24 protein-coding genes are annotated in these 24897 nt (G+C 62.7%); 9 read left to right on the forward strand and 15 right to left on the reverse strand.

Annotated elements, in window-relative coordinates:
* Window positions 1–197: 197 nt before the first annotated feature.
* The 3 genes from BLR77_RS25625 to BLR77_RS19650 all read right to left on the reverse strand — a co-directional run bounded on the left by BLR77_RS25625 (window position 198) and on the right by BLR77_RS19650 (window position 2432).
* Window positions 198–371 (reverse strand): hypothetical protein, encoded by a 174-nt coding sequence (locus BLR77_RS25625; protein WP_169716341.1) that lies wholly within the window; start codon window positions 369–371, stop codon window positions 198–200.
* Window positions 372–593: 222 nt separating this feature from the next.
* On the reverse strand, window positions 594–1829 hold the full coding sequence (locus BLR77_RS19645) for an NADH:flavin oxidoreductase/NADH oxidase family protein (protein ID WP_074680968.1): 1236 nt from the start codon (window positions 1827–1829) through the stop codon (window positions 594–596).
* 150 nt (window positions 1830–1979) lie between these two features.
* Window positions 1980–2432, reverse strand: coding sequence for a MerR family transcriptional regulator (locus BLR77_RS19650; protein WP_074680970.1), 453 nt, complete (start codon window positions 2430–2432; stop codon window positions 1980–1982).
* Window positions 2433–2590: 158 nt separating this feature from the next.
* Here BLR77_RS19650 and BLR77_RS19655 point away from each other — a divergent pair, with 158 nt between their 5' ends.
* The 4 genes from BLR77_RS19655 to BLR77_RS19665 all read left to right on the forward strand — a co-directional run bounded on the left by BLR77_RS19655 (window position 2591) and on the right by BLR77_RS19665 (window position 6250).
* Window positions 2591–3340, forward strand: coding sequence for a substrate-binding periplasmic protein (locus BLR77_RS19655; protein ID WP_074681173.1), 750 nt, complete (start codon window positions 2591–2593; stop codon window positions 3338–3340).
* A 376-nt stretch (window positions 3341–3716) separates the two neighbouring features.
* Window positions 3717–5372: a methyl-accepting chemotaxis protein gene (locus BLR77_RS19660; protein WP_074680973.1), complete on the forward strand. Its 1656-nt coding sequence runs from the start codon at window positions 3717–3719 to the stop codon at window positions 5370–5372.
* Window positions 5373–5453: 81 nt separating this feature from the next.
* On the forward strand, window positions 5454–5597 hold the full coding sequence (locus BLR77_RS25710; protein WP_238380599.1) for a hypothetical protein: 144 nt from the start codon (window positions 5454–5456) through the stop codon (window positions 5595–5597).
* A gap of 167 nt (window positions 5598–5764) precedes the next feature.
* Window positions 5765–6250 carry a hypothetical protein gene (locus BLR77_RS19665; protein WP_074680975.1) on the forward strand — a complete coding sequence of 162 codons (486 nt, stop codon included), beginning with the start codon at window positions 5765–5767 and terminating at the stop codon, window positions 6248–6250.
* 13 nt (window positions 6251–6263) lie between these two features.
* Here the strand turns inward: BLR77_RS19665 and BLR77_RS19670 are convergent, their stop codons facing one another.
* From BLR77_RS19670 to BLR77_RS19685, 4 genes are all read right to left on the reverse strand, one after another.
* Window positions 6264–6743 carry a VOC family protein gene (locus BLR77_RS19670; protein ID WP_074680977.1) on the reverse strand — a complete coding sequence of 160 codons (480 nt, stop codon included), beginning with the start codon at window positions 6741–6743 and terminating at the stop codon, window positions 6264–6266.
* A 79-nt stretch (window positions 6744–6822) separates the two neighbouring features.
* Window positions 6823–7623 (reverse strand): PA3715 family protein, encoded by an 801-nt coding sequence (locus tag BLR77_RS19675; RefSeq protein WP_074680979.1) that lies wholly within the window; start codon window positions 7621–7623, stop codon window positions 6823–6825.
* Between the two features lie 189 nt (window positions 7624–7812).
* A complete protein-coding gene (locus tag BLR77_RS19680) occupies window positions 7813–8646 on the reverse strand; it encodes a molybdate ABC transporter substrate-binding protein (RefSeq protein ID WP_202907454.1) in 834 nt (277 codons plus the stop codon).
* A gap of 14 nt (window positions 8647–8660) precedes the next feature.
* Window positions 8661–9431: a type 1 glutamine amidotransferase domain-containing protein gene (locus tag BLR77_RS19685; RefSeq protein ID WP_074680981.1), complete on the reverse strand. Its 771-nt coding sequence runs from the start codon at window positions 9429–9431 to the stop codon at window positions 8661–8663.
* A gap of 176 nt (window positions 9432–9607) precedes the next feature.
* Here BLR77_RS19685 and BLR77_RS19690 point away from each other — a divergent pair, with 176 nt between their 5' ends.
* Window positions 9608–10510 carry a LysR family transcriptional regulator gene (locus BLR77_RS19690; RefSeq protein WP_074680983.1) on the forward strand — a complete coding sequence of 301 codons (903 nt, stop codon included), beginning with the start codon at window positions 9608–9610 and terminating at the stop codon, window positions 10508–10510.
* 216 nt (window positions 10511–10726) lie between these two features.
* On the opposite strand, the gene BLR77_RS19695 is transcribed toward BLR77_RS19690, so the two are convergent.
* From BLR77_RS19695 to BLR77_RS19715, 5 genes are all read right to left on the reverse strand, one after another.
* Window positions 10727–11428, reverse strand: coding sequence for a hypothetical protein (locus BLR77_RS19695; RefSeq protein WP_074680985.1), 702 nt, complete (start codon window positions 11426–11428; stop codon window positions 10727–10729).
* Window positions 11429–11684: 256 nt separating this feature from the next.
* Window positions 11685–12446 (reverse strand): phosphonate ABC transporter, permease protein PhnE, encoded by a 762-nt coding sequence (gene phnE, locus BLR77_RS19700; RefSeq protein WP_074680987.1) that lies wholly within the window; start codon window positions 12444–12446, stop codon window positions 11685–11687.
* Window positions 12443–13270 (reverse strand): PhnE/PtxC family ABC transporter permease, encoded by an 828-nt coding sequence (locus BLR77_RS19705; RefSeq protein ID WP_074680989.1) that lies wholly within the window; start codon window positions 13268–13270, stop codon window positions 12443–12445. Before BLR77_RS19705 ends, phnE begins: the two co-directional genes overlap by 4 nt.
* Complete coding sequence (locus tag BLR77_RS19710; protein ID WP_074680991.1) at window positions 13264–14064, reverse strand: phosphonate ABC transporter ATP-binding protein; 801 nt, start codon at window positions 14062–14064, stop codon at window positions 13264–13266. The genes BLR77_RS19705 and BLR77_RS19710 overlap by 7 nt, the downstream gene beginning before the upstream one ends.
* On the reverse strand, window positions 14061–14912 hold the full coding sequence (locus BLR77_RS19715; RefSeq protein WP_074680993.1) for a putative selenate ABC transporter substrate-binding protein: 852 nt from the start codon (window positions 14910–14912) through the stop codon (window positions 14061–14063). Before BLR77_RS19715 ends, BLR77_RS19710 begins: the two co-directional genes overlap by 4 nt.
* Window positions 14913–15036: 124 nt before the next feature.
* Between BLR77_RS19715 and BLR77_RS19720 the strand changes: the two genes are divergently transcribed.
* On the forward strand, window positions 15037–15927 hold the full coding sequence (locus BLR77_RS19720) for an NAD(P)-dependent oxidoreductase (RefSeq protein WP_074680995.1): 891 nt from the start codon (window positions 15037–15039) through the stop codon (window positions 15925–15927).
* Entirely contained in the window at window positions 15924–16709 is a 786-nt protein-coding gene (locus BLR77_RS19725) for a hydroxypyruvate isomerase family protein (RefSeq protein WP_074680997.1), read from the forward strand. Before BLR77_RS19720 ends, BLR77_RS19725 begins: the two co-directional genes overlap by 4 nt.
* A gap of 169 nt (window positions 16710–16878) precedes the next feature.
* Here the strand turns inward: BLR77_RS19725 and BLR77_RS19730 are convergent, their stop codons facing one another.
* The 3 genes from BLR77_RS19730 to BLR77_RS19740 form a co-directional block, all read right to left on the reverse strand.
* The gene (locus BLR77_RS19730; protein ID WP_074680999.1) at window positions 16879–19059 is read right to left on the reverse strand and encodes a putative bifunctional diguanylate cyclase/phosphodiesterase; all 2181 of its coding nucleotides are present in this window, start codon (window positions 19057–19059) and stop codon (window positions 16879–16881) included.
* Window positions 19060–19123: 64 nt separating this feature from the next.
* A complete protein-coding gene (locus tag BLR77_RS19735) occupies window positions 19124–21295 on the reverse strand; it encodes a hypothetical protein (protein WP_074681001.1) in 2172 nt (723 codons plus the stop codon).
* 457 nt (window positions 21296–21752) lie between these two features.
* Window positions 21753–22730 carry a zinc-dependent alcohol dehydrogenase family protein gene (locus BLR77_RS19740; protein ID WP_074681003.1) on the reverse strand — a complete coding sequence of 326 codons (978 nt, stop codon included), beginning with the start codon at window positions 22728–22730 and terminating at the stop codon, window positions 21753–21755.
* Window positions 22731–22880: 150 nt separating this feature from the next.
* Between BLR77_RS19740 and BLR77_RS19745 the strand changes: the two genes are divergently transcribed.
* Both BLR77_RS19745 and BLR77_RS19750 read left to right on the forward strand, forming a co-directional pair.
* A complete protein-coding gene (locus BLR77_RS19745) occupies window positions 22881–23606 on the forward strand; it encodes a substrate-binding periplasmic protein (RefSeq protein ID WP_074681005.1) in 726 nt (241 codons plus the stop codon).
* An 83-nt stretch (window positions 23607–23689) separates the two neighbouring features.
* Window positions 23690–24835, forward strand: coding sequence for a PQQ-dependent sugar dehydrogenase (locus BLR77_RS19750; RefSeq protein WP_074681007.1), 1146 nt, complete (start codon window positions 23690–23692; stop codon window positions 24833–24835).
* Window positions 24836–24897: the final 62 nt, after the last annotated feature.

Raw genomic sequence — 24897 nt, forward strand, 5'->3', positions numbered from 1 at the left:
CTGGCGTGCCTATCGCTGAGGCGATGGCTACAGGGGGAAACCGGGAGCGGCAATATAACCTGGTATGCCGTTATGAGCGTTGCGCAAGTGCCGGGTCAGGAGTGTTGCGTGTTCTTATGCGTAGAGCGCTGCTCGTTGGTGTGCCGGCGCGTTCATGAAGCTGTTGCCGTTTCGAGCGAAACGGCAACAGCCTCTGCTTATCCCTGCAGCTGCGCTTCTTCCAGCGCTTTGCGGTAGGCATCGGCTTCGTCCTGGGACGGGAAGATTCCAACCAGCTCTCCATTCTGAATCACATCCCAGACCACGATTCCCATGGCACGGGCTTCACGGGAAAGATGTTCGTTGTCACGCTCATGCACGATCACATTCATGCTTGTCTCCTCGAAATGCGGATGCGGCGATATGTCGCATTTCGTTTATACGCCTCGTTAGCAAGCTAATTAAACTGCGGGTTCGGCAAAGGACTGTTGCGCCAATGCAACGAGCGAAACGGCTTTTGGATGGTCGTCGTGGGGAAGGGGCATTGGCCTGCGGCTCCAATGCGCCCGTATTGCTGGCGATACCGCCCGGCCAGCGCCTGAGGTTCTGAGCAGCTACTGCACCGCGCGCCGCGCCATCCGACGCCGATATTGGCGAGTACGAAAGAGGTCTTTCACCTGCTGCGTCATCAGCGCCCACAAGGGTGATACACCGGGCTGGGCATCTCGGCCCTGGCTGAGCTTGTGCAGCTGATACTTGACCACTGCCATATTGGCCAGCGAGGCCAGCACCTTGTTCTTCCAGGTTATAGGTGGCAGCTGGGGTGCGCTGCCGAGGCCAAGCTGCCAGTCACGTGGCAGGTTCGGGTCGATGGCCAGGGCCGTGCCGATGCCGACCATCTCGATGCCGCTGTCCAGCACTTCTTGTGCAACCGGTGCACGACGGATGCCACCGGTGACCATGATCGGCATGCTCGCCACCGTTCGAATCTCGCGGGCGAATTCCAGAAAAAAGGCTTCGCGCGCCAAGGTGCGGCCATCGCGGGCCTGACCCTGCATGGCTGGCGCCTCGTAGCTGCCGCCGGACACCTCGATCAGATCCACATCCAGCCCATTGAGCAGGCGTACCACCTGCTGTGCGTCTTCGGTGCTGAAACCGCCGCGCTGGAAGTCCGCCGAGTTGAGCTTGACCGCCACGGCGAAGCCCGGAGCTACCGCGGCACGCACCGCCTTGACGATCTCCAGCAGCAGGCGCGCGCGGTTTTCCAGCGCGCCGCCCCATTGGTCGTTGCGCTGGTTGGTCAGTGGCGACAAGAACTGGCTGAGCAGGTAGCCATGGGCGGCGTGGATCTGCACTCCGCTGAAGCCGGCTCGTTCGCCCAGGCGAGCGGTGTGGGTGAAGCGTTCGATCACTTCCTGAATCACTGCCGGAGGCATCTCCTGCGGCGTGGCGAAACGCTTGGACAGATTGCCCAGCTCCAGCGCTACTGATGAAGGCGCCCAGGTTGGCTGGCCCAGGTTGGACTGCATCTGCCGGCCGGGATGGTTGATCTGCAGCCAGAATTGCGCGCCGTTGGCGCGGCCGATACGGGCCCAGCGCTCGAACCTGGCTAGTTGCGCGTCATCTTCCAGCACCACGCCACCGGGCCCGGTCATGGCGCGGCTGTCCACCATCACGTTACCGGAGATCAGCAGGCCGGCGCCGCCCTCGGCCCAGGCCTGGTAGAGGCGCATCAGGTGCTCGGACGGTGCGTGTTCGGCATCCGCCATGTTCTCTTCCATCGCCGCCTTGGCAATGCGGTTTGGGATGATCGAGCCATTAGGCAGGGCAAGGGGATCGAACAGGGTCATGGGCGCTTCCTCGGTTTAACCTGGAGCGACCTTAACTTTAAAGTTCACTTTAATGTCAATCGACATTCCTGGCCGTAAACGCCTCGAGTCTGTATGCGGCCGGGTGTCGTGCAGGTGTGGTGCGCAGTGTGTTCGGAGGTCGAAGCAGTATCAGATGCGGCTACGGATTTTGCCGGTGCGTTTGGGGGCTTCGCTCGGTTCGCCCAGGTTCATCTTCGACAACACTCGCTTGGCGTTGGTGGCGCAATCGATATCGTCCGGTTTGCTTTCGATCTCGTCGATCAGCGCCAGCAGGTGCGCCTTGCTCTGCGCCAGGCGCTGCTGCAGCGCCTCGATGTCTTTCACCTTGGCCTGCAGGGTATCGAGCAGCTTGCCGTGTTCCCACTGCGCCAGATCCTGTGGCAGCAGCGTGCGCAGTTCGTCCAGGCTGAAACCGGCTTGCTGGGCCGTGGTGATCAGGTTGAGCACCAGAACGGCTTCTTCCGGGTAGCTGCGATAGCCATTGGCCTGACGCTGCACCAGCTTGAGCAGACCGATACTTTCGTAGAAACGAATGCGTGAGGCTGCAAGGCCCGTACGCTGCGCCAGTTCGCCGATCTTCATCTACGTGTCTCACCGTGCCAGGAGCGTTCTGGGCTCAAGGTTAACTTTAACCTTTGGCTTTAGCCATGAGGCTGCAACACTGCCATAGCGTCTATGCTTGCCGAGCCACCCTGATCAGAGTCGCCCTTGAACAGCATTCAGTCCCGCAGGTTGAGCCCGTGAAGCACTCGACACTTATCGCCGCGCTGCTTTGCCTGCTGTTTGGTGCGCTTGCCAGAGCCGAGACGTACCAGCTCGTCACCGAGGAGTGGGCGCCTTACAACTACAGTGAGGACGGCCGCATCACCGGTATGGCCACGGACGTGGTGCGGGCGATCATGGCGCTGACCGGTGACGATTTCGAGATCAGGTTGAGACCGAGCATGCGTGCCACTCGCACGCTGCGTACCCAGCCCAGAACCATCATGTTCTCGATGTTCCGTACCCCTGAGCGCGAGCTGTTGTACAAATGGGTCGGGCCCATCGCGGAGGAGTCCATCTACCCTTATCAGTTGGCCACTGCCGTGCAGCCGATCAATACGCTCGAGCAATTGCTGCACGCTCCACGCATTACTACCCGGCACGCAGGGCTGGTGCCTACCATGCTGCAGTCGCTGGGTTTCAACAACCTCGACAAGAGCGCGACGGAGAGCCCGCAGCTCTATCGCATGTTGCTGGCCGGGCGTACCGAAATCATCATCGGCGACACCGACGCGGGAGTGGCTTACTACAGCCGCCAACTGGGCATAGCGCCTGGCACCTTGCGGCGAATTCCCATCGAGCTGTACCGCTCTTCGCTTTACATCGCCTTCAGTCTCGACAGCGACGACGCGCTTGTCGCCACCTGGGCCGCCGCTCTCGAACAACTGCGCACAACGGGCGAGTTGGAGCGTATGCAGAGCCGTTATCGACAACCCGCCAGACCGTAAGCAGAGGGGAGGCGTGCGACGACGCGACAACTGCGGTGAAAGTAGCGAGGCGTATTGCCGGGATTTGTCCTAAGCTCGGAAACAGGAACACCTGTATCGAAAGAAGCCCGGCTGCCTGCCCACAGGCAGGCATACCGGGCCGTCACCGAAGGGTGCTGCCCAAGATTGAGAATTACCGGTGCCGAACGTTTCCTGGAAGCGTTCGGCACCGGCGGCTAGACCGGGTCGATGTGTTGTCGGTAATGGAGTGTGCCGGCAACTGACCGGGTTGGGGGACTCGATTGACAGGAGGCCAATGGAACGGGCCACGGCTCCGGTTCCTGCGTGCACCTGCAAGGTCCTTTGACGTCATCACACGTTCTCGGTAGGTGCCCTTATGCAATCTCGCTCCCCTCGCTTCTCCACTCGCGGCCTTCTCTACGCCAGTTATGGTTGCCTTCTGGTCCTGATGCTGCTGATCGCCGGCGTCTCTCTTTACAACCTGGCGGCCGCTGACCGGGAGTTCTCCGACTACATCAATGGTGTCGAGGCCCGCGCCCGCCTGGCCAGCCACGTCAGTGACACGGTCAAGGACAGAGCCATCGCCCTGCGTAACCTCGCCCTCAACGCCGAGCCGGCAGCGCGAGGGCAGCATCGGGCGGCCATCGCTGCTTACGAGAAGGATGTGGTCGACAGCCTGGCTGCGCTGCGCGATGCAATGCTCACGCAAAAGGATGTTTCGGCAACGGGACGTGAGCTGCTCGCCCGCATCGAACAAGTCGAGGCGCGCTACAGCCCGGTGGCTCACACCATCGCCGAGCATCTGTTCAACGGTGAAGATGCGCAAGCCATGCGCATGGTCAGTGAGCAATGCACGCCGCTGCTCGAAGAGCTGACACGGGTGATCGACGAGTACCTGGTTCATACCACCGAGGTGGCCGATCAGCGCGTCGTTGACAACGAGGCCCAATACGAGCGGCAGCGTAATATTCTGGTGCTGATTACCGCGCTCAGTTTCGTACTCGCCGCCGTGCTCGGCCACATGATCAGTCGCCATCTCCTGAAGGCGCTGGGCGCCGAGCCGAGCGATCTCAACCAGATCGCCCAGCGGGTGGCCGAAGGCGACCTGCGCAATATGGAAAGCGCCGTTAATTCTGCGGAAAACAGCGTGCTCGCCGCCCTGCAGCGTATGCAGCAGAACCTGCGCCAGGTTACCCAGGATATCGACAACACGTCGCGTACCGTGGCGCATTCCAGTCAGGAGCTTAGCGAGTCGAGTATGCACAACGCCGCCAGCGTGGCCAACGCCCAGCGTGAAGTGGAACAGATCGTTACTGCCGTGCATGAAATGGCCGCAACGGTGCAGGACGTGGCGCGCAGTGCGGAATCCGCAGCCCAGGCCGCCAGCGAAGCGGACGAAGCCGCCCTGCAAAGCCAGCGCAAGGCCGGCCATGCGGTGAGCCTGATCGGTGAACTGGCCAAAGTGATCGATAACTCCAGCGAAGCCATGGGGCGCCTGAAAGCCGAGAGCAGCAACATCGGTAGTGTCCTCGACGTCATCAAGTCGGTAGCTGATCAGACCAACCTGCTGGCACTCAACGCTGCTATTGAAGCGGCCCGAGCTGGTGAGGCCGGACGTGGCTTTGCCGTGGTGGCGGACGAAGTTCGCAGCTTGGCCAGGCGTACTCAGGAAGCCACCACCGAAATTGAGGGGCTGATCGCCAGCCTGCAGAGAATTGCTGACGAGACTTCGTCTTACATGCAGCGCTGCCAGGGCTCCAGTGAGCAGTCGGTCTCCGGTGTGTCCGAGGCGGGAGAGGCAGTGGCGCGGATCGTCGCCATGATTGAGCGCATCAACGGTATGAACCAGCAAATCGCTACCGCTTCGGAACAACAGAGTGCGGTGGCCGAACAGATCAGCCGCGGCATCATCTCGGTTCGCGACAGCACGGAGCAGTCGGCCTCCGCTTTCCAGAGCACACAGCAGGAGAGCGAAAACCTGGCTCGCACTAGCGAGGCACTGCGCGAAAACATCTCGCGTTTTCGTCTGTAGGGAGACGCCTGGCGTCCTGCACAGGACGCCCGTCGACAAGGAGCATGTCATTGCTTCTCGCGTGGCCGAGACGGCTAACGCGTGCTGTCGATTCTCAATGAACAGCTCTCAACCAAGGTCCCGAAAGTGGCGCTGCGTCAGATCGAGGTGCGTCGTCTGATGCTCGGTGAAGACGCATCGGCGAGCCGTGCGGTATTCGTTGTGGGCTACCAGAGCGTTTCGTAGTTCAGTCGTGAGCATTGCCGCCTGTACTGCCCGGCCAGGGAGGCGGCCTGCCAGGGGATGTACAAGCAGTCCCATAAGCTTTGCCGACAGCCCGTACTCAGACTGAATACAATGGGCGCCTGATCATTCCGGGCCATGAACATGGCTGCAGCGAACAAGGACACCCAATGCCTTCCCCCGACAAACAGAAGAAGCGCGCCCAGCGTGCCAAGACCAAGGCCAAGCAGAACCGCATGGGTAAGCCCAAGCCTCAGGCCAATGTCGTCCATCCGATTCTGGCCAACCCGCTGGTCAACGAGCCGTTCGATGATGTCGAGCTCGACTTGAGCACCTTCGATTTCAAGGACATCGAAGAAAACGGTTTCGACCCGGCGCATTTCGACGACTTGTTCCAGGCGATGAAGGCTGGGGAGAGCATCAGTCTGCTCGCCATGTGCCTGATATTCCTGCAGTACCCGGTACTGGAACTGGTGGTCGCCGAGGAGTCGGAAGACGCTGCCACCGATTTCATGATGGGCTTGCTGATCGTCTATCGCGCCATCTTCCACGAGGAAGACGAAGACGCCGCCGTGGCCTGGATCGGCAGCGACGCCTTCCAGAACGCCTATAACGAAGCGTCGCTGATCCTGCAGAAGAAGAACGCCCACGCCTGATCCGCCACGCCTATCAGCCCTTGAGCGCCGCCTCTATCCTGGCGATATCGATCTTGCTCATGGTCATCATCGCCTCGAAGGCGCGCTTGGCCGCAGCGCGGTCGGGGCTGGTGATGGCGGCGCTGAGGATGCGCGGGGTGATCTGCCAGGAAATGCCCCATTTGTCCTTGCACCAGCCGCATTCACTGGCCTGGCCGCCGTGGTCGATGATCGCGTGCCACAGGCGGTCCGTCTCGGCCTGGTCGTCGGTGGCGACCTGGAAGGAGAACGCCTCGTTGTGTTGAAACGCCGGGCCGCCATTGAGGCCCAGGCAGGGGATGCCCATCACGTTGAATTCCACCGTCAGCACATCGCCCTGCTGGCCGCTGGGATAGTCGCCGGGCGCGTGGTGTACCGCCAGCACGGCGCTGTCGGGAAAGGTCTCTGCATAGAAAGTCGCAGCCTCCAGCGCGTCGCGGTCGTACCAGAGGCAGATGGTGTTCTTGCTGGACATCCTGAGTCTCCTACCTTGGGTTGAAACTCAGGAGTCTAGACGGGGAGTGATGGGCCGGCTTGTTTTTGCCTGATCGCCCTTAAGGCTGCGTCTCTCTCATCCAGAACGTGGAGAACTGATCGAACGGATAGTGCTTGCCGTCGTAGCGGAGGGTCGTGCTGACCTTGCGTAGCACAGGTTCCTGCCGGCCAGCACGAACATGAGCGGTCACCACCAGGTCGGCGTAGCCATGGGCTTGCTTTGGCCCAAGGCCCAGCGTGAGGTTGGCCTGCTCCGATTGGAAGTCGCTGTCCATCACACAGGACGTGCCCTTTACCGTCGTCCACGCGTAAAGATAGGTGGAAAACACCGGTCTTAGCCGAGGCCCCTCCGGCACCACCAGCGTCAGCAGCTCGTTGAAGCCGGCATCCGGACAGCTCGCGCCGCGAGCGACACTGCGCACCAGCACGCCGAAGGCGCGAACGTCTGGCGCAAGGTGATAGCGCGCGGTATCCAGCCACAGGCTGCCTGCATCAATTTCCAGTGCGGCATCTTCCCCAAGGTAGTCGTCATAGCGTTCACGCAATTGCCCGCTCTGCGTGTCCACCTTCGCCACCAGCCACTTGAGGTCGCGTTCGCCCGCAGGCGTGGTGTCCCCAGCATCACGGTAAGCCAGGGTCACCACGGACAGCGTCGGATCATCCGGCCAGGGCTTGCAGGCAGCCGCCACCAATGACTCATCGCCGCGTTCGTGAGGGAGAGTCCAATCTTGCTGCCCCAACTGGGCGGCCAGTGAAGCCAGCAAGGCGTCGTCGCAAGGCTGTGGCTGGCGCGTATCGGCATGAGCGAGGGGGAGCAGGCAGAGCGCCAAGGCGGGGAAGATGCGATGGAAACGATCCATGTGGGTGATTCCTTGTTCGGCGCGATTTATCGGAGCGGAAACCGGAGAGTAGGGGGGCGTGACTTTACGCTGAAAGAACGGGAAGGGCTCTGTTGAATAGCCGGCTATTCAGGAGTTGCTGCTATCGGCCAAAAAGCAGACGTCCATTCTGGGTTGTTAATAAATGATGATCGCTGACTATCGCCAGAGTTAATGGTTTGGAGTCCTCAAAAAAGGCGTAACAGATGCAATCTGCGACCTAATCGGACTGAACCCGAACTCATCCAGTGACTGCGCTGCTAGGGGGCTTTGCAGAAACCGGATTAAAGCCTCTGCGTCCTCGGCTCGCTGTGCATTGGCGGCCACTGCTGCAGCGATGATGTTCACACGCTGGACCTCATCCGGCAGCGGCCCGAGGATTTCGATCCCCGAAACCGCCAGCAACTCGCTCATTTGCTGCAAACCGACCTCCGCCTTGCCGTTCTGCAGCGCGTGGCCAACCAGTGAGGGGGCTTCGATCACCACCGTCTTCGCCTGCAGCTGTTCAGCGATGCCCATCTTAGGAAACAGTGAATTGACTGCATAAACGCCACTAACTCCGCTGGAAACCGCGACAGACTTTGCCGTCAGCAACGTACGCCGCAGCCCTTCGATGGTGGCGATATCCGGCCTGGGAGCACCGGTCCGTACCGCCAGACCCAAGTGTGAGGTAGCCAGGTCTTGCAGCGTTTCTGGGCGCGCATGACCTTGTTCGATCTGCTCATCCAGGGCTTCGCGGATCATCACGACTAGATCGGCCTTCTCTCCGTTTCTGAGGCGCACAGGCAGCGCATCGCGAGCATTTCCATAAGAGGCACCCCAGGAGAAGACCAATCGATCACCGCTCACCGCTTCAAACTCGGGTCCAATTTTCTCGAAGAGCGGCTTTAGTGCCGTGGAGGCCAATACGTGCAAGTCCGCAGCGCTGGCGCTGCCTGCCGCACATAGTAGTGCGAAGGTTCCGACGGCCACCATCGACTGTAAAATACGCCTGATTCCTTGCATCTACAGGATCTCCTTCACTCGACTTTGGCTTGCAGCGCTTTGATCAGCGCCTCGCCGAGCGCTTTCGCGGATGCGGGATTCTGGCCGGTAATCAGTTGCCCATCTACCACCACAAGGCTTTCGAAAATCGGGGCTTCTTCGAATGTTGCGCCGGCCTTTTTCAACGCGTCTTCAAGCTCGAAAGGTACGATCGTGTCGTACTGACGCGCGATTTCTTCCTCGGCAGTGAAGCCGGTGAGGCGGCGACCTTCGATCAGGTTGCGGCCATTGCTGAGTTTTACATCGAGAAGCCCGGCCGGGCCGTGGCAGACCGCACTGACGACGCCATTGTTCTCATAGATGGTGCGCACGATGTCGCTGAGCTCAGGATTGTTGACGAAGTCCCACATGGGGCCATGACCGCCTACCAGCAAAACCGCGCCGTACCTGGATGGATCGACGTTGGACAGTTTGAGGGTACTGCCCAACTTGTTGCGGTGCTGTGGGTTGGTCCAGAACTTCAGGCTCGCTTCATCCTTCAGGTCGAAACCATCGAAAGGTGCCAATCCGCCCTTGGGGCTGGCCAAGTCGAAGTCGACACCGGCCTCGTCGAACACTTCGACCGGATGGGTGAGCTCGGGAAACCAGAATCCCCCGACCAGCTTCTCGGTTTTCTTGTCCAGGCTCGATACAACGATCAAGACCTTTTCGCTTGTCAGGTTCTGTTCGGCGAACGCTGTCGAGGGGCCGGCCGTGAGTGCGAAAAGCACAGCGGAAAAACCTATGATTCGCTTGGTAAAAGACATGTCACTTCCTTCGGTGATGAACGATAGGGCGAACTCTAGCCGCGCCACCGGGAGCGAAAAACGGGCCTAAGGCGAATGTACTATTTAGAGAAAGAACCTAATAAGGTGAAATTAAATCGAAGTAACCGGGTAATCTAATGACTTATTACATGAGCTAAAACGGCAAGGGGACGAGCATGAACCACCCTCCGAGCTTCGATGGATTGCCTGAATTTCTGGCGGTAGCCAGGCGCTTGAGCGTAACTAAAGCGGCCCTCGATCTTGGCAGAACGGCTGGCTCGGTCAGCCAGGCGTTGCAGCGGCTGGAACAACGTCTGGGCATTCCACTTTTCCATCGCACAACACGCAGGATGTCCATGACGGAAGCTGGCCATGCTCTGTTGGAGAAGGTTGAGCCAGCCGCTCATGCCATCGCCACTGGGCTTGAGGATGCCGCTCAATCGGCGCAAGCCCCATCCGGTACCCTGCGTCTGATTGTCGAGCGTTTGGCTTTGCCGCATGTCATCGAGCCTGTCCTGCCCTCCTTTCGAAAAGCTTGGCCGAACCTGAATGTGGAAATCACGGTCAGCAATCGTCACGAGAATTTCGTCTCCGAGGCCTATGACGCGGGCATTCTGATCGGTTCCTACATCGCCCAGGACATGATTGCTGTGCGACTTTGCAAGCCCTACCAATGGGCGGTTTTCGGCTCGCCAGCGTATTTCAAGGTGCACGGTAAACCGCAGATGACCAGTGACCTGATACAGCACGAGTGCATTCGCTTTCGCCGACCTGAAAAAGGCGACATCTACCGATGGGAGTTCCTGGAGAACGGCTCGACCGTGCGAATAGATCCGATGGGGGCCATTACGGTCAATGATGGTGAACTGATGCGTAGTCTTGCCGTGAACGGTGTGGGGCTCATCTACTCATCGACCTTCCATACCTCGCGGGAGCTGGCGGCCGGTACGCTGGAGCCAGCTCTGCTCGATTGCTCACCCGGCAGCGATGGGCTGTTTCTCTACTTCTCGAAAACCGCCAAGAATCAACCCAAGCTGCGAGCTTTTATCGATATGTGCACAAGCATACTGAAGCCCTGACCAACTCGCGGCGTTGAGGTTGATATCCGCCTTTGGCCGGTTACTGCCTGTCATCCCGTGCTCACGTACTCAACCCATTCACCGCCAGCACTAGCAGCAAGGCCAAGGCTTTGTGAAACAGGCTGAGCGTGATTGGCGCTTCTAGGCGAACAGATCTGGCAGATTGCCGGCGAAGAAACCCATCTCTCGACAGGTTTCTGCTTGGCCCATGCCTGCTTACTTGGCGGCCGTTTCCTGCGCGGGGGCGGTGCGGTATAGCGCCAGGTGGTTGGTGATGCACATGTCGATTGCCTCGACGAGGAACAGGTTGGGCTTACCCTCTATCGGTGGCACCAGGCAGCGGCTGGCAATGCGTTGGCCGAGCATTTCCGCGTCGATGTAGATGAGGTTGACCGGCGACTTCTCGGGATTTTCTTCGGCGCTGAAGAAGGCGCGGGTATATTCCTCGTCTCCTGCGGTTTTTTCGAAGACACCGCTATCGATTCGGTTGGTCAGCACCTCGCCGACCGGCAGCTCCTGGCTGCTGAGGATGGCGACGCCAATCGGGCCGGTCAGCCCTGCGAGCAGCGAGCTTTTGCGCAATTGCGATTGCAGATTGGCATAGGTCACGAAGTGATGGACGTTGATGGTGGGTTGGCTGCTCAGCTCCGGGAAGGTCTCGTAAGCCCTGTGAGCAAGCAGGCGCGGGCCTGTGGGTCTGGTGGCGGTGTCCGGCATGCGGTAGATGGCATAGGCGCTGCTGGTGACTAGCAGGCTGAAGATTTTCTTCTCGCTTTCACTGCTGGGGCGTTGATCGTGGATGACGATCTTTTCGGATTGCTCGAGGCCTGGGAACTCCGGCGGCGGCAGCGCAGGGTGGCTGGCGCAGCCTGCGATGATCAGGGAGCTGGCGGCAAGAAGGTATTTGAAGACGTGCATACGAGACATCCTGTTGTCGGGGGAAGAGGTCTGTTAGCTCATGGCTAAGCGTCGCCCGGACAGGCGATACACGATGGCCATGGGCTATGCATGCTGGCTTAAGCCTTGAACGTTTTCAATTGCTGCCGTGATCGATCCAGACGAATGCCGGCTGCGCGATCAGAGGGCGAGCGGAAGACGTTAGGCGCGCAGGAAAAGGCGGCCAGAAAGGGGCGGCGGCAACCCTATAGCCGGCAGGGTCCAATGCGTTGACTGCTCAACTCACCCAGCGCTGCCGCGCCCAGCCGCTCAGGCCATCCACCGCCAGCACCAGCAGAAGCATGGCCAGGATCACCGTGGCCGCCTGGGCTTCCTGGAACAGGCTGAGCGACACGTAGAGCATCTGCCCCAGGCCGCCGGCACCGACGAAGCCGAGCACGCTGGCCATGCGGATGTTGTTCTCCCAGCGGTACAGCGTATACGCCACCAGTTGCGGCCAGACCCCGGGCAGGGTGCCATAGCAGAAGGCAACCATGCGCCCACCACCGCTTTCGCGGATGGCGTCGGCCGGTTCGCGTGGGGTATTTTCCAGCGCTTCGGCGAACAGGCGGCCGAGTACACCGGCGGTATGCAGGGCCAGGGCGAGGGTGCCGGCGTTGGGGCCGAGGCCGGCGGCCAGCACCATCAGCGCCGCCCAGACCAGCTCGGGGATGGCGCGCAGGGCGTTGAGCAGCAGGCGTGTGGCGTGCAGGGCGAAGCCGCCGAAGCGCCCGGCGGCCGGTAGTGCCAGGGCCAGACCGAGGATCGCGGCGAGCAGGGTGCCGATGGCGGACATGGCCAGGGTTTCCAGCGCGCCGCGGCCGATGGCCTGCAGGTGTGTGGCGGAGAAGTCCGGCTGCAGGAAGCCGCTGGCGTACTTGCCCATCTGCGCCAGGCTGTCGCCGGCGACCAGGGCGCCAAGATCGATACCCAGATAGACGAACGAAGCGATCACTGCGCCGACAATGGCGACGAGCAGGATCAGGTTGCCGGCTTTCATGTCAGCCTTACGCGCAGCAGGCGGCTGAACTGGTCGGCCAGCAGCACCAGCAACAGGAAGGTAAGCAGCATGCTGGCCACTTCGCCGCCGGCGAACATGCGCAGCGACAGGTCGATCTGCTGGCCCAGGCCGCCGGCGCCGACGAAGCCCATCACCACCGAGGCGCGGATGGCGCATTCCCAGCGGTATACGGTGTAGGAGAGCATTTCCCCGGCGGCATTGGGCAGCACGCCGTAGGCGAAAGCGCTGAGGCGGCTGCTGCCGGCACCCAGCAGTGCGCGGGTGGGGCGGGCGTCGACCGACTCGAAGATTTCCGCATAGACCTTGCCGAGCATGCCGGCGTAGGTAATGGCGATGGCCAGTACCCCGGCCGTGGGGCCGAGGCCGACGGCGCGGACGAACAGCAGCGCCCAGACGATTTCCGGCACGCTGCGCAGGAAGATCAGCAGGCCGCGCACCGGCCAGCGCGCCAGGTTCGCCCACCAGGCCGGGCGGCCGCCACGGTGTACGGCCGACAGCGACAGCGCACGACTGGCCAGCAGAGCGGCGGGTATGGCGATGAGCAGCGCCAGGCTCATCCCGGCGGTGGCGATGGCCAGGGTTTCCAGGGTGGCGCGGCCGAGCAGGGCAAGGAACTCGGCGTCATGCGCGGGCGGCCAGAAGCCGGCGAGGAAGTCGCCCATGGCGCGGGTGTTGTCGCCATCGACCAGTACGGCCAGGTCCAGCTCGCTCAAGCTGATACCCGGCCACAACAGCAGCAGCGCCAGTGCGGTGATCAGCAGGCGCGGCAGGGCGGCGGGGTCGCGTGGGGTGGCGCTCAGCATCGCGGGATATGTACCGACTGCGATTGCACAGGTGAGCTGGGCGCGGCCTGCAATTGCTCGTTGGCGTACAGCGCCCGCAACTGCTCGGGCTGCACCTGCGTGGCCGGCAGGTCGAAGGCGATACGCCCATCGCGAATGCCAACGATGCGGGGAAAGTGCGCCAGCGCCAGGTCGACGGCGTGCAGGCTGGCCAGCAGGGTCATGCCGCGCTCGGCGGCCTCGCGGTTGAGCACTGCGAGGGTATGGCCGGCGAGCACCGGGTCCATGGCCGAGACGGGCTCGTCGGCGAGGATCAGCTCCGGCGCCTGATACAGCACGCGGGCGATGCCGACACGCTGTAACTGGCCACCGGAGAGCTGGTCGCAGCGCTGGTAGAGCTTGTCGGCGATATCCAGCCGCGCCAGCGTCGCCTGGGCGCCGCTAGCATCAAGTGGGTGGAGCAGGTTGAGCAGACCCTTGGCCAGCGACCATTGGCCGAGCTTGCCGGCCAGCACGGCAGTGACCACGCGCTGGCGCGGTGGCAGCGGCGGGGCCTGGTGGATCAGCCCGATACGCGCGCGCAGGCGCTGGCGCTGGCGGGCAGCCAGGCGCCAGGGGTTGTGCTGCAGCAGGTCGATCTCGCCCTGGGTGGGCTGCAGGCTGGTGGCCAGCAGGCGCAGCAAAGTGGTCTTGCCCGCGCCGGAGGGGCCGATGATGGCCACCCGTTCGCCGGGACTGACCTGTAGCTTGATGTTTTCCAGCGCGACCTTGCCGTTGGCGTGGGCCAGGCCCACGCCACGCAGGGCGATGCTCACTTCAGCAGGTCGGCGGCGCGAGCGGCTTCCTCGATGCCTTCGTAGTTCTCAGGCTTGGTCTCGATGAAGCGGCTGGCGGCCTGCAGGTCGAGAATTGCCTTTTGCTCGGGCTTGGCCGGGTCGAGGGCGAGGAAGGCGGCCTTGATCTTCGTCTGCAGATCGGCGTCGAGGTTGCCGCGCACGGTCCAGTTGTAGTCGTAGTAGGTAGGGGTGGTGGCGAAGACCTTGACCTTGTCGGAATCGACCTTGCCGGCGTCGACCAGCTTCTGCCACACCGAGGCGTTGAGCACGCCGGCATCGGCCTTGCCGGCCTGCACCCAGGCAGCGGTGGCATCGTGGGCGCCGGAATAGGCCACGCGGCTGAAGAAATCTTCCGGCTTGATGCCGTCCTGCAGCATGAAATAACGCGGCATCAGGCTGCCGGAGGTGGAGGACACCGAACCGAAGGCGAAGGTCTTGCCTTTCAGATCCTGCAGCGATTTCACCGTCGGGTCGGAGGTGATGAATTTGCTGGTGAACTCGGCATCCTGCTCACGCTGTACCAGCGGCACGGCGTTGCCGGTTTTCAGGCGCGCCTGGACGAAGGTGAAGCCGCCCAGCCAGGCCATGTCGATACGGTCGGCGGCCAGCGCCTCGACCACAGCGGCGTAGTCGGCCACCGGCACGAACTCCACCTTCATGCCCAGTTCCTGCTCCAGGTAGGCGCCCAGCGGCTTGAACTTGCGCAGCAGTTCGGTGGGGGCTTCGTCGGGGATGGCCGAGACCTTGAGGACGTCGGCGGCTTGCGCGAATACAGCAGATACGGACAGAGCGATGCCGGCGGCGAGCGCCAGGGTGTTCTTGAACATGTCGGATTCTCCGGTTCAATAGCGGGGAAGGCGCGCGGAGTATAGTGGCCCGGCGTTGCCCTTGCAGCACGCAGATGGTGCTGGGGTTAAGATTGCCCGGATGCCAACTGCCTGGAGCTGATCGATGACAGCAACGCTTCCCGCCCTGGCCTTCGCCGGGATTGGTCTGATGGGCCTGCCGATGACCCGCCGCCTGCTCGCTGCAGGCTACCCGCTGACCCTCTGGAACCGTACGCCGGACAAGTGCGCGTCGCTGCTGGCGCACGGCGCACAGCGCGTGGAGAACCCCGCCGAACTGTGCCGCGATGCCAGCGTGGTGATGCTCTGCCTGGCCAACACCGAGGTGGTGCGCGAAGTGGTGTTCGGCCCGGGCGGGATCGTCGAGGGCGCGCGGCCGGGGCAATTGCTGGTGGATTTTTCCAGCCTGGAGCCGGCGGCCACCCGTGAGATGGCGGCAGAACTGGAAGCTCGCACCGGCATGCGCTGGGTGGATGCGCCGGTTTCCGGCGGCACGCCGGGTGCCGAGGCCGGCACGCTGGCGATCATGGCTGGCGGCCGGGAAGAGGACGTGGAGCGCGTGCGCCCGATTCTCGCGCACCTGGGCCAGCGCCTGACGCGCATGGGCGAGGTGGGCGCCGGGCAGGTGACCAAGGTGTGCAATCAGATGATCGTCGCCTGCAACGCGCTGGTGATCGCCGAGGTGGTGGCGCTGGCCGAGCGCGCCGGCGTCGATGCCAGCCTGATCGCCCCGGCACTGGCCGGTGGTTTCGCCGATTCCAAGCCGCTGCAGATCCTCGCGCCGCAGATGGCCGCCAGCCAGTTCGAGCCGATCAAGTGGCACGTGCGCACGCTGCTCAAGGATCTCGATACGGCGGTGAAGTTGTCCCGTGAGCAGGGCAGCGCCACGCCCATGAGCGGCCTGGCCGCGCAACTGATGCGCCTGCACGGCAGCCAGGGCAATCTGGAGCGCGATCCCGCCACGCTGGTGGAAATGCTGCGGGAGCAATGCCGATGAAAATCGCTGCCAACCTGTCCATGCTGTTCACCGAGTTGCCGCTGCGCGAGCGTGTGCTGGCGGCGATGAACGCGGGTTTCGATGGTGTGGAAATTCAGTTTCCTTACGAACTGCCGGCGGTCGCCCTGAAAGACGTGCTGGAGTTGACCGCTCTGCCGTTGGTGTTGATCAACGTGCCGGCGGGCGACCTGATGACTGGCGGTCCCGGCCTGGCCAGTGTGCCGGCGCGACAGGTGGAGTTCGACGCGGCACTACAGGAGGCGCTGACCTACGCCGCCATGGTGCGCCCGGCCTGCATCAATGTGTTGCCCGGGCGCCTGGCCGAAGGCGTGAGCCGCGAGCAGGCGCTGGCGTGTCTGGTCGCCAACCTGCGCAAGAGCGCCGAAGCCTGCGCGACGTTGGGCATCCGCGTGCTGGTGGAGGCGATCAATCCCATCGACATGCCGGGCTTTGTGATCAACACGCCGGAGCATCTCGATGAGCTGCTACGCACCGTGGATCACCCCAATCTGGCCGCGCAATACGACCTCTATCATATGGCGCGCCAGGAGCTGGACGTGGCCGCGGGCATGCGCCTGCTGGCCGGGCGCATCGGCCATGTGCAGTTCGCCGATGTACCGGGACGCGGTGCGCCAGGTACCGGCGAGCTGGCGTTCCCGCCGCTGCTGAGTGCTTTGCATGATAGCGGCTATGGCGGCTGGCTGGGGGCCGAATACAAGCCCGGCGAGGCGGGCACGCAGGCGAGTCTGGGTTGGTTGGCGCAGTGGCAACAGCGCATGTAGGGTGCGCTGTGCGCACCGCGATTCGCATGGTTGTCGGCTGGATCGGTGATTGGTGTTTGGCTCGGTGCGCATGGCGCACCCTACGGGAACTGAAGCCCCCTCCACAGGGGGGGGCACAGCTGCTTGTAGGAGGCGCTTTAGCGGCGAGCCTTTGCTCTGGGGCGAAGGCTCAAGACCTTGCCGCCACCCGTTCCAGCGGCCGGTAGTGTGGAGGGAAGCGGGCCACGATTTCTTCCAGTGGCACCGGTTTGCTGAACAGATAGCCCTGTACCTGATCGCAGTCGCGCTCCTGCAGGAACGCCAGCTGCTCGGCGGTTTCCACGCCTTCGGCGACGACCTTCAGATGCAGGGCGTGGGCCATGGCGATGATGGCGTGGACGATCTCGCGGTCCTGACTGGAGTGGGCCACGTCCTGAATGAAGGAACGGTCGACCTTCAGCGTATCCAGCGGTAGGCGGCGCAGGTAGGCGAGCGAGGAATAACCGGTGCCGAAGTCGTCGATGGACAGGCTGACGCCCAGCGCGCGGATATTTTCCAACAGGCCGATGGCGCGGTTGATGTTGCTCAGCAGGGCGCTCTCGGTGACCTCCAGCTCCAGGCAGTGAGCGGGGCAGCGCGTCGAGTTGAGCAGCTGTTCGATGCGCCCAGGCAACTGATCGTTGGCCAGGTTCAGCGCCGAGCAGTTGACCGCGATCTTCAACCCCGGATAACCCATGTGATCCAGGCTGTTGAGGTCGATACAGGCGCGGCGCAGCACCCAGTTGTCGAGTTGATCGATGAAACCGTTGGCTTCGGCGATGGCGATGAAGCGCTCGGGTGTGAGCAGGCCGTGCTGCGGATGATGCCAGCGCACCAGGGCTTCGAGTTTGCTCAGCGCGCCGCTGCGCAGATCGATGATCGGTTGATAGAACAGGGTCAGGCCGCTGTCCTGCTGCAGGGCCTGGCGCAGGTCTTCTTCCAGTTGCAGCTCGAACGAGGCTTTCTGCTTCAGGTGCGGATTGAAGAAATGCACCACGTTGCGCCCGCTGCCCTTGGATTGATACAGCGCCAGATCGGCATGCTTGAGCAGCTCGTCGGCGTTGCCGCCATCCTGCGGGAACAGGCTGATGCCGACGCTGGTGGTCATCACGATCTTGCGTCCGGAAAAGCTGATCGGCTCCTTCATGTGCTCCAGCATGCGTGCGGCCAGCGCGCGTGGATCGGCGTTGCTGTCGAGGCTGGCGACCACGCAGAATTCGTCGCCACCGAAGCGCGCGATGATGTCGCGCTCCCGCAACGCGCTGCGGATGCGCTGCGCCACCACGCGCAGCAGTTCGTCGCCGGCATCGTGGCCGAGGCTGTCATTGATGCGTTTGAAGTGGTCGACATCGAGGAACATCACCGCCAGGCTGCGGCCGGTCACCGCGTGCTCCTCCAGGGTGGCGGCGAATACCCGGTTGAAGCCGCGACGGTTGAGCAGCTCGGTCAGGGGATCGAAATGCGCCGCTTGCTCCAGCGAGGCTTTGGCCTGATCGAGCTGCACCAGCAGGGTAGTGACCCGCTGCAGGTCGCGCTCCTTGTCGTCGAGCTTGCGGCCGATCCAGGCTGCGGCCAGGCTCAGGCTGAGAATCAACAGGGTGATGGAGGCGACGATCAGCACCAGTTGCACGCTGTTGTCGGCGCTGCGCAACTGCAGCGGTGTGCCCTCCGGCACCACCAGGTTGAGCGCGGCCATGCCGGTGTAGTGCATCGAGGCGATGGCGGCGCCCATTACCAGCGCCGCCGAATACTTCATCCAGCGTTGGCGACGCTGCGAACCGTGGCGCACGTAGCGGTTGAGCAGTAGTGCGGCGAAGCTGGCGCTGACGGCGATGACGATGGACAGGCTGAACAGGCCGACGTCGTAATAGGCCTGGGCCTCTGAGCGGATCGCGGCCATCCCGCTGTAGTGCATGGCGCTGATGCCCAGGCCGATGATGATGGCGGCCAGCAACTGCCGACTCAGACCGGAGCGCGGCGTGACCATGTAGTAGACGGCGAGGAGGGCGGCGGCCAGGGCCACCAGCAGCGACAGTACGGTGGTGGCGAGGTCATAGCGAATGGCGACAGGCGCCTGGAACGCCAGCATGCCGATGAAGTGCATGGACCAGATGGCGCCGGCCAGGCACAGCCCGCCAAGCAATCCCCAGACCAGGCGCATGCTGCGTCTTTGTACCTGATCGAGATGCCTGGCGATGGTCAGCGTGCTGAGGCTGCCGACGCTGGCGAGGACGTACGACAGGACCACCAGCCAGGGATCGTGTTCGCAATCGAGCAGCAGCCGGCCCTGCTCGGGCAGGTCTGCGAGAAAGCGGATCGAGAGTCCTTCCATAGTCACCCCGCTCGGCGGCGGCTAGCGTGCCCTGTTCAGTGAAGCACAAGCACGCTCGTACCACCTATTTTCCATAATCGTTGAGCGAGATGACCCGGGTCTTGCCGATGCGGTGACGGTAGATCTCGCGCAGGTACTTGACCGCCTGTTTGACGCTTTCGCGTGACAGGCGGATGTCGTTGATCGACACGAACTTCTCCGCGTCGTGGATCAGCTCGCGGTACTTCTTCTCGTACATCGGCTTGATCGCGTACCAGTTGGTGTCGAGGATCTTCGCCGGGTCTTCATGCTCGTTGAGCATGGCGTCGAGCTGCGCCTCGTTGAAGCGCTCGGAGACGATGAAGTCGAGCATGGCATCGTCCAGGCTGTCGTCGAAGCGGTACTGGTCACGCGCGAAGCAGCGCTTGATATAGGCGACGATCAGGGTCAGGAAGTCGTCCGACAGGCACGGGCTCTTGACGATCAGGGTGGTCAGCGAGAGGTTGGCCGATGCACCGATCACCAGCGCGTAGCGCTTGAGGGTGGTGTTGGGGAAGAGGTTGTTGAGGTGGGTCTTGAGCCGGTTCAGGTCCATGTAGGACAGCTTGTAGTCCTTGGGCAGGGAGACGATGGACACCACCGAGGAGCAGTTCTTGAAGAAGTGCAGGTCGCTCAGTTGCGTGGCGTCGTAGCCGCTGGACTTGTACTGTTCCAGCGCCTGGCGATAGCGCTTGGATTCGATCGGCAGCAGGCTGATGCCTTCGATGGCCTGGGTGACCTTGTTGAAGTGCGGCAGGTCGATGGAGCGGAAGAACAGATCGTCGATGTTCAGCCGTGGCGGGCTTTGCTCCTTGTCCAGTACGCGGAATTTCTCCGATAGCTGGGCGTGCTGTTCGGGCACCACGGATTCGGCGTAGGCCACGGCCACCGGGCCGGCCAGGCTCATGAACAGGTCGTTGGCGTCGAGGCGGATGGTTTCGCCGATGTCGATGCCGGCGCGGCGGAAGTAGTTCTGGTCGTAGTCGCTGGTCACCGCCTGGGCAGTGAGAATGTTGAAGATCTGCTGCGAGATGTACTGGTTGGCGTGGCGCTCCATGGCGGTCACGTCGATGTTGTGGATGCTGCCGTCACCGCTTTCTTCGGCGTAACGCATGATGTCGTTGGAGATCAGCATCATCGCGTTCCACGGGCGGATGCGGCGCATCACGCTTTCGGCGCTGTTCTGCTCGTTGTCGAAGTTGTAGGAGAAGTCCCATTCCTCGGCCAGGTACTTGCACAGCAGGCGTCCGGCGTTGATGTGCAGCGCCTCAGACATCTCGCTGCGCTGGTCGGAGATGTTCGGCAGGATGCAGATGCCGCTGGTGAAGATCGGCTCGAAGACGAAACCGCGTTCGCGCTCGGCCTCGCCTTCGTCCGGCGTCTTGCTGTCGAAGGTCTTGCTCATGTAGGCGAACTGTTGCGCCAGGCCGAACTCCGAGGCCATGCCCGAGCCGGTGCCGCCGCCGGCGCTGAAGATGTAGAAGTACAAGCGCGACTGGTTGGCCTTGATCCCGCAGGAGTCGATCAGGTAGCTGTGGATGAACTTCCAGTCTTCGTTGGAGAAACGCTGGGTGTCCTTGTTGAGGATGATCTTGGCCAGGTACTGACCGAGGATCGGCGCGTTGCCGGCACCACCGGCATGCACCTCGGACAGATCCATGATCTTCATCTTGCTGTAATCGTCGAGAAAGCCGCTCATCTCGCCCTTGCGCGAGAAGCGAATGCGCCCGGCGATGTCCTTGTCGAGGTCGCCGAGCATCACCAGCGGTTCGATCAGGAACACCGGCTTGCTGCTCTTGCGCGGGGCGCGCAGCAGATTGCTGCGAATCCAGCGGCTGGGGCGCGAGGCCTGCTCGATGGCGGCAGTGGCTTCGCTGTGAAACTCTTCCAGATAGAACTGGCGTGCGTTGTAGACCAGGGAGGCGACGTCCAGGGCGATGTTCGAGCCGCAGCGGCCAAGGCCGATCAGGCACACCGAGGGAAACTGCTGGATGCGGCTCGACTCGCCCTCATCCAGCGGCTCGCCCAGGGGGAACACCATGTTGCGCAGGCCATCGAGGTTATCGAGGATGCGCTCGATATCGCGTTCGGTGAAATACAGGTACTGCTCGCCGCTAGCGCTGCGCCCCGGCAGCGCGGGTGGCGCCAGCAGGTTGTCGGCGATATCGGCCAGGGTGGCTTCCTTTGCGGGGGCTACGGCGTCTTTTTTAGTTTTCATCAGTGACAGTCCGGCGAGTCAGTGGGGTATTGGCCATTGGCCATAAAATGACCAACCCCATTGGTTCTAGCACGGAAAAAAGCACTTTGCCTTATTCCCCACAGATATGAGCTGCTTCGGCTGTTACGCCTCAGCGCTGGGCATCAACCAAGCGAACGGTTGCAGACAAGCGCCGGCAACGGCTCCAGATTGCTGGCCAACCAGCATGCGGCAGGTGCTGCCAGGGTAGGCGCCACTGCGCCAGGCCGCACGCGGACAACAAGAAAGAGGCATTGCCAATCAGCAAGCCTCGAATGCCTGGCGCAGATCATGGTCGGGGGCCTGGCAGCCCGCGACGCGCTACGCAACGGCACGCTCTGCTAGGGCGTGCCGTTCGCAGCAATATCAGCCGTAGGGTGGATGTGGCTTTTTACATCCACCAGAGCGCTGGGTCGGTAAAGCGTGATCCACCCTGGCCTCAGGGCACCAGCAGAATCTTGCCGTCACGCTCGCCGCTGGCGGCCGCCGTTACGGCGTCCTTGATGTGTTCCAGGTCATAGGTCGCCGCGACGCGGGTCTTCAGCTTGCCGCCGGCGATCAGCTGCACCAGCTCACCGAATACCTTCATCTGCTGCGCCGGGCTGGCCTGCTGGAACCACTTGGCCAGCCAGAAGCCGCGCAGGGTCACGTCACGGAATACGAAGGAGGCCGGTGAAACCTGACAGGCCTGGCCGCTCATCATGCCGTAATTCACCAGCACGCCGCCGTTGGCCAGCACTGCTGCCAGGTTGTCGGTGCTGACGCCGCCGACCGCATCGATACCCAGGCGTACTTCGGCGCCGCCAGTGGCTGCGCGCACACGTTTGGCCAGGTCCGGGCCATCCACCAGCACCAGGTCACCGCCTTCAGCCTCGACGCCGGCAATGGCCGAATCACGGCGTACCACGTTGATGGTCTTGAAACCACGCAGCTTGGCCAGCTGGATCAGGTAGCTGCCGACGCCTGAGTTGGCGGCGTTCTGGATCACCCAGTCGCCCGGTTTGAGGTCGACGAACTCGCTGAGCAGCAGCGAGGCGGTCGGCGGGTTGACGGTCAGCATGGCCAGTTGCAGCGGGTCGGCATCCGGCAGCGGGATGAGTTTTTCCGCTGGAGCATTCAGAGCCGTGACCCAGGTACCGCAGCCCACCGGCAGCAACACGGTCTGGCCGACCTTGAAATTGCTGACGCCTTCACCGAGCGCTTCGACCTTGCCGACGCCTTCGTTACCGCCCACGGCCGGCAGCGGTGGCAGCATGCCGTAGGCACCGGTGAGGGTCAGCACGTCGGACGGATTGATCGGCGCAGCCAATACCTTGACCCGCACCTGTCCGGCGGTGGGTTCCGGCAGCTGTAGCGGCACGGCGCTGATCACGTCCTGCGGTACCGGGCCGCGTTGTTGGTATTCGGCTTTGAGCATGTTCTGAGTCTCCTGAAGGCAGGCGCAAAATGCGTGCAGCCAGTCTAGCCGCGATAGGGCAAAGCGGAGTGAATCGGCCGGCATCCATTCTGGTTATGAGGGGCGCATGGCGTCTATGCTCTGCCAGGGGCGGTCGGTGCCGGAGGTGGCATGTACAGAAGTTGGATGGTGGCGCTGTTGTCGTGCTGGGCCGTAACGGCGACGGCGCAAGTGCTGCATGTCGGCTTCGGCACGCACAAGCCGCCTTATGTCTTCGAGGGTGAGCCGCGTGGTCTGGAGTACGAGCTGGTGGATGGCGCGGCGCGCAATGCCGGTTTCGAGGTGACCGCCTACTACGCCCCGATGGAACGCCTGCACCTGATGCTGCGGCGCGGCGAGATCGACGCGATCACCACCACCCATGAGCGCAGCGGGGTAGAGGCCTTCTACTCGGATGTCTACATCCAATACCACAACGCAGCGGTGGCGCTGGCCAAGCGCGGTTATCACATCGAGCACATCGCCGATCTCGGCAACTACTCCGTCAGTGCCTTCCAGCGTGCCCGGGTTTTGCTCGGGCCGGAGTTCGAGCGCATGGCCATGAACAACCCGCGCTACCGCGAGGAGGCGCTGCAGATCAATCGCAACCGCCTGCTCTACAGTGGCCGCACCGATGTGGTGGTGGGGGACAAGCGGATCATTCGCTATCTCGATCGCGAGGTGGACGATCAGGTCGACGTGACCCAGCCGCTGGCCTGGTTCGAGATTTTCCCGCCCACGCTTTACCGCGTCGGCTTTCGCCGTGACGAACAGCGTCGGCGTTTCGATGAGGGGCTGCGCATGCTCAGAGAGTCCGGCGAATATCAGCTTATCGAGCAGCGCTACCTGACGGACTGAAACCTGAGGAAACTTTTGTGGGGCTGCCACGGCTCAGGGGCTGTTGCACTATGGCCGCTTGTCTGACGCATGGAGACGCCACGATGCCGCGCCTGAAACCCCTCGCAGCCCTCGGTCTGGTCGCCCTGTTCGGTTATCAGTACAGCTTCGCCGAAGACCGGCAACTGGCCACCGAGCTGGGCCCACTGAACGTTCACACCGTCGCCGAAGGTCTGGCCAACCCCTGGGCCGTCGCCTTTCTGCCTGATGGCCAGGGCTATCTGGTCAGCGAGCGGCCTGGCGCATTGCGTCGGGTGAGCGCCGAGGGCGAGGTTTCGCAGCCGCTGCGCGGCGTACCCAAGGTCTTCGCCGTCGGTCAGGGCGGTTTGCTCGACGTGGTGCTGTCGCCTGATTTCGCCGAGGACCGCCTGGTCTATCTGTCCTACGCCGAGGAAGGTGACGGCGCTGCCGGTACGGCTGTCGGGCGCGGCAAGCTGTCTGCCGATGCCACGGCTCTGGAGGGTTTCGAAGTGATCTTCCGCCAGCAGCCGAAGCTGTCCAGTGGCACCCACTTCGGTTCGCGCCTGGTGTTCGACCGCGACGGCCACCTGTTCATCGCTCTGGGCGACAACAACAATCGCCCCACCGCGCAGGACCTCGACAAACTGCAGGGCAAGCTGGTGCGTATCTTCCCGGACGGGCGCATCCCCGAGGACAACCCCTTCGTCAGCCGTGACGGCGCGCGTGAGGAAATCTGGTCCTACGGTCATCGCAATCAGCAGGGCGCAGCGCTCAATCCGTGGAGTGGTCGCCTGTGGACGCATGAGCATGGCCCGCGTGGTGGCGACGAAATCAACGTTCCTGAAGCGGGCAAGAACTACGGCTGGCCGCTGGCGACGCACGGGGTGAACTACTCGATGCTGGCGATTCCCGAGGCCAAGGGCAAGACGGTGGAAGGCACCGAGCCGCCTCATCACGTCTGGGAGAAATCACCGGCGATCAGCGGCATGGCCTTCTACGATGCTGAGCGTTTCCCGGCCTGGCAGCACAATCTGTTCATTGGCGCGCTTTCCGGCCAGGCGCTGATTCGCCTGCAGCTCGACGGCGACAAGATCGTGCATGAGGAACGCTTGCTGGAGTCGCTCAACGCGCGGGTGCGCGACGTGCGGCAGGGGCCGGACGGCTATATTTACGTGCTGACGGATGCGTCGAAAGGGCAGTTGCTGCGCCTGGGGCTGGCGAGCGAGTAAAGGGTGCCTCTAAAAACGTAGACGAGGCAGTCAGCGCAAGGCGAAAGCAGGCGAAAAAGCGC

Source organism: Ectopseudomonas alcaliphila (assembly GCF_900101755.1).
GTDB classification, from domain to species: domain Bacteria; phylum Pseudomonadota; class Gammaproteobacteria; order Pseudomonadales; family Pseudomonadaceae; genus Aquipseudomonas; species Aquipseudomonas alcaliphila.